We start from the raw sequence: 7,406 nt of genomic DNA on the forward strand, positions 1-7,406 counted from the left end.
CTTTTTTGTTTGACGTTGACTGCATTTATAGATATACTTAATGTATGTGAAATATTAAAAGTTCACAAGCTGAAAGGAAATATAAGCATGATGGTAACAATCTTTTCGGCGCTCTTCGCAATTGTGATTGGCCTTGTTGTTGGTTATTATTTACGTCTATTACATGATAAAAGACAAATTACCTCAACAAAACAAATTGCAAATAACATTCTTGAACAAGCACATAAAGAAGCTAAAAGTTTAACACGTGCAGCCAAAACTGACGCCAAAGAAATGGCCCAAGATTATCGTAATCAAGTGGACAATGATTTTAAGGATCGTCAAAAGCAACTGCAACAGCAAGAACAACGGCTTGATGACCGTATTTTGAACCTCGACAAGAAGGATGCGGCCTTGAATCAGCGCGATGCGCAATTGATTCAAAAAGAAAACCAAGTACAATTCCGTTTGGATGATGCCAATAATAAACAAAAATTAGCAGATAACTTGGTCACATCTCAGCAAGAAAAATTGGAAGAAATTGCCCAATTAACGCCTAATGATGCGAAAGAACAGATTTTAAGTGAAACGAAAAAGAGTTTGGTACGCCAACGCGCTGTTTTGATTAAAGAATCAGCTGAAGATGCAACTAGTGAAGCTGAAAAACGTGCCCGAAATATTGTGGTACAAGCTATTCAAAGATCAGCCGCAGACGCCGTATCTGATATAACAGTTTCCGTTGTTCATTTACCGAGCGAGGATATGAAGGGACGTATTATTGGTCGTGAAGGTCGTAATATTCGAACGATAGAATCGCTGACAGGGATTGACTTAATTATCGATGATACACCGGAATCTGTTGTCTTAAGTGGGTTTGACCCTATTCGACGTGAAATTGCTAAAATGGCATTGGACACGTTGGTCGCAGATGGTCGTATTAATCCATCACGAATTGAAGAAATGGTGGAGAAAGCACGTCGCCAAATTGATGAAACAATTCGCGAGAAGGGTGAGGCAGCAGTTTTTGAATTAGGATTGCGTGGTCTTCACCCAGATTTAATTAAAATGATTGGACGTATGAATTATCGTACGTCGTATGGACAAAATGTGTTGCAACATTCGATCGAGGTCGCAAAACTTGCGGGAATGATGGCAGCAGAGCTTAAAATGGATGTCGCGCTTGCGAAGCGCGCTGGATTAATACATGATATTGGAAAGGCAGTTGACGCTGAAGTAGAGGGTTCCCATGTGGAATTAGGTGTTCGCTTAGCTGAAAAGTTTAATGAAAAGCCAATTGTTATCAATGCAATTGCCTCGCATCATGGTGATGTTGAGTCTACTTCACCGATTTCTGAATTGGTTGCTGCTGCTGATGCAATTAGTGCAGCTAGACCGGGTGCACGTAGTGAGTCACTAGAAAACTACGTACAACGATTGAAAGATCTTGAAACAATTGCTAATACTTACGATGGTGTAGCATCAGCTTACGCTATACAGGCTGGGCGCGAGGTTCGTGTCATTGTTGAACCAACGAAGCTTACAGATATACAAGCAACTGTCTTGGCACATGACATTAAGTCAGAAGTTGAGGAAAAACTTGAATATCCAGGACATGTAAAAATTACAGTTATTCGTGAAACACGTGCAACAGATTACGCGCATTAAGCAAGGTAAAAACTACTCATTGAGTAGTTTTTTTTGTTATACTTAGTGTATGTATTGAAAATGGTGTAATATTTCGTATGAATTTTAAAAAATTATACCTAAATATACAAATGTGGAGGGATTTATGGAACCAGGACAATTAGCACTCATTATTTTTGCGGTCGCGTTTTTGCTATTAGTATTGTTTATTGGTATGTTTTTGTTCAAGATAGCACGTTCCCTAGACGTCATTACACTTGATGTGGATACACTTGCTCGTTCCAGTAATGAGATTTTAGGCAATGCTAATACATTATTGAATGATGTCAATGGCAAGGTAAAAAATTTGGATCCAGCCGTGCAAGCTGTTGCTGATCTATCAGAAACAGTCTCACAACTGAATGCTTCCGTTCAGAATGTTACCAATAAATTTTCAAGTTCTAAAGTAGCAAAAACAGCTAGCGCTAGCGGTGTAGCTGCAGCGTTTGCCAAAAAAGCAACATCGGCTGCCGTAAATAAGTACAAAACAAATAAATCAATGAAAAAGGAGAGTAAATAACATGTCAAAATCAAAAGGATTTTTAGCTGGGATTTTAGTAAGTGCTGCAGCGATTATGACATTTAAATCGTTACCAAAATCAAAGCAACAAGAGTTGAAAGAAAAAACAACTAAGGCAGGTGTAGTACTACGAGATATGGGATACGATACAGCCTATCTCACTGCTGATATGATTAATGATGTGACAGACAAAGCCAAGGTTACAGTAACTAATCTAAAGCGCCAAGGGCAAGATAAATATGGTGATAAGATTGATGTAGCAGCTGATCACATGAAACAGTTTTCAGAGCAGGCCACGCCATACGTCGACAAAGCCAAGGATATTGCTGGTGAATACGTTGAGAAAGCGCAAAACTCACTTTCTGATTTTCGAGGCAAGTTAACTAGTGATGATATTGAGCTGACACAGGAAGATATTGCTTTAGAAGATGCATTACTTGATTTGTCTGATGATGTACAAGAAGAAGTTAAACAATCAGTTAATGAAACGGTTGATCAAGTTACTGAAGATATTAGTGAAAAAAATAAATAATATTGAAAAGCAACACAAGCCATGCAACTCTAAAGTTTGTGTTGTTTTTGAATAGTTTTTTTATTTATGGTAAAATGTTTTGTAATTCTTTAGCAATAATATTGAATATATATCAGTTTTTTTGGTATGTAACAATAAAATCGCTATCTTTTTAACAAAGCGACAAGGATAAAACAAATTTAATCTAAAGGAAATGTGTGGGTTTTGCTGTGTTAAATATACTTGTTTAGTGAGGTATATTATTTCACGCATGACTAATACTTTAAAAAAATGTCAAAAGAAAAGATTGATTCAGCTGCGTTTCTCTCATCGTTATTCCATTATGTGCATGATTTTAATTATAATCATATTGTGTTTGAGGCGAATCGTTATAGGGTGTCTGTTAACTTGGCACGTAAATCGGCTGTATACGGTAATGCGGATATGTTCTATGTCTCAGTTGATACAAAGGCGTTTGCGGGTGTTATGTCAGCGATTAATAGCGCTATTGAAATTGCCGAATTAGAAGGTAGTCGACAAGCTGTTATCAAAACACCTCATTTGGAACGTGATGAACAGATTTTTCAGTTTCGTCTAAGAGAATTTGGTAACGGTAAGTACAGTTTAGATCTGAGTGTTTAATTTTTGGAGAGGAAATGTGCTGAGTGCAAGTTTACTTACTCGCACAAGTAAATTATGAAACAAGGAAAATCGGCGCAAATTAAAAAAATACGCCACACACAAAAAAAGCAAAAACTTGTCTCAAAGGATAAACTGCCAGAATTTAATTATAATCAATTTTCGGGTTTTTTGAGGGCGCGTTATTATTTGACACATCATCAGAAATACAATAGGGAAGTCTTTGAAGTTGCTTCATTTTTCTTAGATGATGTGATTGCAATGATGGTCAATCAGAATTTTACTCAGTTTACGAGCAATGAGCGTGCTATCGTTAAGTTAAATGAAGTGATGCAGGCAGCATTGGTTAACAGTGATGACAAGGATTGGCGCTATTTTGTCTTGTTGGTACCTGCTTTGTATGATATGCAACAATTTTTTGTTAAAGAGGGGAGTGTCAATGCACGTTTTGTAGCACAGGCACCCAATTTTGATATTAATTTTTGGCGTATGATTATGCGAACAGTTATGGCTGTTAATTTTTTCAAGTGGCAAGGTAAAGATGTTGCAGAATTAATGCAAAAATCAAATGCTGTTGATGATTTACAATTTAAATTTTTATCTGAAAATGAGCAGGATGATGATTTTAATTTAGTAATTATAGCCGAAACTTTCAGAGAATTGACGCCAAAAATTAAGCCGTTACAGGCTATAGAAACAGTTGTTAAATTAGAACCTGATTTAAATGAACTAGAAATACAAGCGGAGTTAGACTACGCCGACAAAAAACTTTTACAGTTTCAGGAGGCTTCTGTTAAGGATGTTGTTAGTGATAATGTTGTCAGCATGCTTTATGCCTTCCATGAAGGCATGGCTAAGGAATACAATGCTACTCATGATTTGTGGGATGCAAAAACTTTGAATGCGTTTGCATCTGAACACTTATTAGATTACTGGATACCTGAGTGGGATAATTTAGATGGTATTGGTGGCGAGGTTAAATCATATTTGACTTTCTTGAGTAAAAAGCAGGCAATTTATGGTTTAGGTAAGTTGTTATCAGGAATAACTGATATTGATCGCTATATTGATGTCATCTCATTAAATCGTTTACTGCAACAAAAAAACGTTAAATTTATTGAAGAGTTAGCTTAAATAATACCGACTTCATTTTAAAATGAGGTCGGTATTATTAATTGAATGAGATATGGCGAATTGTTCCAGGTAAAATTGTTACCATTTGATGTGTTAGTGGTGACTGAATCAGTATTTGTCCTTGGATATTTTGGTAAACATAGCCAAAATAGTTTGTAACATCTTCACTTAGCAATGAATTATTAATTTGGATGGTGGCTGGGTTTTCAGAATTCAGTGCAAATTCTAGGCGGGTAATTAGTTCATTAGCCATAAGTTGTGGCTTTAATGGGACGTGCCTTTTAGGTTTTAAAAAGTCTTTTAAACTGTTTATAGCACGATGAATTGGTGATTCAAGTGGTTGCTGTATAAGATAGTTTTGCATCATGAGCATATGACTCCTCGTATCATTCGTTAATTATTATGATACGAACAAATGTTCAAAAAATCAAATTTTTTATGATGGCTTAACCTTTTCTTGAGTATTTTTTATATTTAAAATCCTAATATATTAGGGATATTCATTGATGTGACTTATATTTATGTGTACGAACAAATATTCAATCAAAAGATAAAATTGAGATAGCATTGTATATCATGGCAAAAATGTGTATAATACTATCATTAGTACATAAAGAGGATAAATGATGACGCAGCGTGGTTTACTAATTGTATTATCTGGCCCTTCCGGAGTTGGAAAAGGGACAGTGCGCAAGGCTATTTTTGAAGAAGATGGCATTGATTTTCAATATTCTATCTCGGCAACAACTCGCCAACCAAGAACTGGTGAAGTTGATGGCGAAGACTATTTTTTCGTTTCTCATGATGAATTTGAAAGTAAAATAGCGAATGGTGATATGTTAGAATATGCACAGTATGTCAACAATTATTATGGGACACCTAAAAGTTTTATAGATGATACGCTTTCAAGTGGCAGAGATGTCTTTCTTGAAATTGATGTACAAGGAGCTTTGCAAGTAAAGTCAAAAATGCCAGAAGGTATTTACATATTTTTGACACCACCAGATTTAACAAATTTACGAGAACGTCTAGTAGGTCGTGGCACTGACTCACAAGAAGTTATCGAAAAACGTGTTGCAGCTGCACGTGATGAACTGAAACAAATGATTAATTATGATTATGCTGTTGAAAATGACCAAGTTACTAACGCAGTTGATCGTATTAAATCAATTATCAAATCAGAACGTTTGCGTGTTACGCGCGTTTTTGAAAAAACATTTTAGGAGAATAGCCATGTTACTTTATCCATCAGTTGATAAGTTATTAGAAAAAGTTGATTCACGTTACAAATTAATTGCTCTAGGAGCCAAACGTGCTCGAGAATTAGATGCGGGTATGCCTGCAACGCAAGAAACATTTGAATCAAATAAGTCAGTTGGCCGAGCTTTAGAAGAAATAGAAAATGGTGATGTTATTATTGATCCAGATTTCGAAGATCAAGTATAATTATCCATAAAATCAAATAGTATTAGCAGACACGGTCAGGTATTAAACAACTTATGTCGTGTCTTTATAAATTTCAGGAGACTAACAATAATAATGGATTACCCACAAAAAGATGCAGCAAATTACAATGGTCCAGTGGCCACGTTTAAAACAAGTCAAGGTGACATTAAAATTAAACTATTTGCAGATATAGTACCTAAAACAGTCGAAAACTTTACAACTCATGCTAAAAATGGTTATTACGATAATGGTATTTTTCATCGTGTGATTCGTGATTTTATGATTCAAGGTGGTGATCCCAACGGTAACGGTATGGGTGGTGAAAGTATTTGGGGTGGCAGCTTCAAAGATGAGTTTTCAGATAAACTACTAAATATTAAAGGTGCCTTGTCAATGGCAAATGCCGGTCCAAATACCAATGGTTCGCAATTTTTCATCGTTCAAGCAGAAGAGACGCCTTGGTTAAATGGTAAGCATGCTGTGTTTGGTCAAGTTATTGAAGGAATGGATATCGTTGATAAAATTGCACAAGTAAGTGTAGATATGAATGATAAGCCACGCGAAGATGTTAAAGTTAATACGATTGAAATTGCAGACTAATGGTCTGCTTTTTTGTTATAATAATATTGAGGAATTAATTATGACGTATCATATAGGTCAAAAAGTAACGGGATATGTAACAGGTATTCAATTGTATGGGGCTTTTGTTGCCCTAGATGATCACACACAAGGGTTAATACATATTTCAGAATGTAAATCTGGCATTGTCCGTGATTTAAAAGACGAGTTACGTATTGGTAAAAAAGTGGAAGTGGTTGTGTTAGATATTGAACAGTACACGCAAAAAATTAGTTTATCACTGCGTCAAGAAAATATGGTCACTAATCAGACAAGAATGAAGAGTGTTAATTTACATAAGCGTTTTTGGACTAATAGTCACTTACACTACGGCTTTACACCTATTAAGGATAACCAATCCAAATGGGTAGAAGAAGCATTAGAACGTATTAGCAAATAAAGGAGAGAACATGTCACTTATTGCTGCAACAGCCATTGCTTTGAAAGAAAACTTGCCTTATTTTTTGGTTGAAGAAGATGAACAAGGTTATCACTTTTTTACAGCTAAAATGCATCGACATAATCATGATACATCATTGGGCACCGTATTAAGAGGGCTTAAAACACTTGGACCAGTTGATCTTAATCAATGGCGTTTAGGGGAATTAACTAGTGTGAACAACGGTGGCGTATTAATGTCTCTTTATGCTTTTGAAGTTGATAATATGTTAAAAATTGAAAAATCGCTAGATTCTAATCTGAAATTTGTACCTGCAAATCAGTTGCACCAGCTACTAGAAACAGTACAAACAACGTCTTTTGTCAGTTTTGAAGAATAAATTAACAAAAGTGTTGACAAGTTAAACAAGACGCAGTAAGATAGTATAGTTGTCAAATAGCGAAAGAGGTGCAGGGCGTCAGAGCGAGCGTGGCGAG

The 7,406-nt window shown here is 35.8% G+C and carries 11 protein-coding genes; 10 read left to right on the forward strand and 1 reads right to left on the reverse strand.

Annotation, left to right across the window (positions count from 1 at the left end; all coding sequences use genetic code 11):
• Positions 1-87 precede the first annotated feature (87 nt).
• The 5 genes from rny to HNQ98_RS06050 all read left to right on the forward strand — a co-directional run bounded on the left by rny (position 88) and on the right by HNQ98_RS06050 (position 4,466).
• Positions 88-1,644 (forward strand): ribonuclease Y, encoded by a 1,557-nt coding sequence (rny, locus tag HNQ98_RS06030; RefSeq protein ID WP_135197691.1) that lies wholly within the window; start codon positions 88-90, stop codon positions 1,642-1,644.
• A gap of 124 nt (positions 1,645-1,768) precedes the next feature.
• The gene (locus HNQ98_RS06035; RefSeq protein ID WP_014974714.1) at positions 1,769-2,182 is read left to right on the forward strand and encodes a DUF948 domain-containing protein; all 414 of its coding nucleotides are present in this window, start codon (positions 1,769-1,771) and stop codon (positions 2,180-2,182) included.
• Between the two features lies 1 nt (position 2,183).
• Positions 2,184-2,714, forward strand: coding sequence for a hypothetical protein (locus HNQ98_RS06040; RefSeq protein ID WP_135197690.1), 531 nt, complete (start codon positions 2,184-2,186; stop codon positions 2,712-2,714).
• Between the two features lie 270 nt (positions 2,715-2,984).
• On the forward strand, positions 2,985-3,335 hold the full coding sequence (locus HNQ98_RS06045; RefSeq protein ID WP_014974712.1) for a hypothetical protein: 351 nt from the start codon (positions 2,985-2,987) through the stop codon (positions 3,333-3,335).
• A 54-nt stretch (positions 3,336-3,389) separates the two neighbouring features.
• Positions 3,390-4,466 carry a metaphase chromosome protein 1 gene (locus HNQ98_RS06050; RefSeq protein ID WP_135197689.1) on the forward strand — a complete coding sequence of 359 codons (1,077 nt, stop codon included), beginning with the start codon at positions 3,390-3,392 and terminating at the stop codon, positions 4,464-4,466.
• A 37-nt stretch (positions 4,467-4,503) separates the two neighbouring features.
• On the opposite strand, the gene HNQ98_RS06055 is transcribed toward HNQ98_RS06050, so the two are convergent.
• Positions 4,504-4,830, reverse strand: coding sequence for a hypothetical protein (locus tag HNQ98_RS06055; RefSeq protein WP_135197768.1), 327 nt, complete (start codon positions 4,828-4,830; stop codon positions 4,504-4,506).
• A gap of 262 nt (positions 4,831-5,092) precedes the next feature.
• On the opposite strand from HNQ98_RS06055, the gene gmk reads away from it, so the two are divergent.
• From gmk to HNQ98_RS06080, 5 genes are all read left to right on the forward strand, one after another.
• The gene (gmk, locus tag HNQ98_RS06060; RefSeq protein WP_014974709.1) at positions 5,093-5,689 is read left to right on the forward strand and encodes a guanylate kinase; all 597 of its coding nucleotides are present in this window, start codon (positions 5,093-5,095) and stop codon (positions 5,687-5,689) included.
• A 10-nt stretch (positions 5,690-5,699) separates the two neighbouring features.
• Positions 5,700-5,912 (forward strand): DNA-directed RNA polymerase subunit omega, encoded by a 213-nt coding sequence (gene rpoZ / locus HNQ98_RS06065; protein WP_014974708.1) that lies wholly within the window; start codon positions 5,700-5,702, stop codon positions 5,910-5,912.
• Between the two features lie 90 nt (positions 5,913-6,002).
• Positions 6,003-6,512: a peptidylprolyl isomerase gene (locus tag HNQ98_RS06070; protein WP_041773161.1), complete on the forward strand. Its 510-nt coding sequence runs from the start codon at positions 6,003-6,005 to the stop codon at positions 6,510-6,512.
• A gap of 40 nt (positions 6,513-6,552) precedes the next feature.
• Positions 6,553-6,930 (forward strand): CvfD/Ygs/GSP13 family RNA-binding post-transcriptional regulator, encoded by a 378-nt coding sequence (locus HNQ98_RS06075; RefSeq protein ID WP_014974706.1) that lies wholly within the window; start codon positions 6,553-6,555, stop codon positions 6,928-6,930.
• A 10-nt stretch (positions 6,931-6,940) separates the two neighbouring features.
• Positions 6,941-7,309: a hypothetical protein gene (locus HNQ98_RS06080; protein ID WP_019040158.1), complete on the forward strand. Its 369-nt coding sequence runs from the start codon at positions 6,941-6,943 to the stop codon at positions 7,307-7,309.
• Positions 7,310-7,406: the final 97 nt, after the last annotated feature.

It is taken from the genome of Leuconostoc carnosum (assembly GCF_014207505.1).
Taxonomy (GTDB): Bacteria; Bacillota; Bacilli; order Lactobacillales; family Lactobacillaceae; genus Leuconostoc; species Leuconostoc carnosum.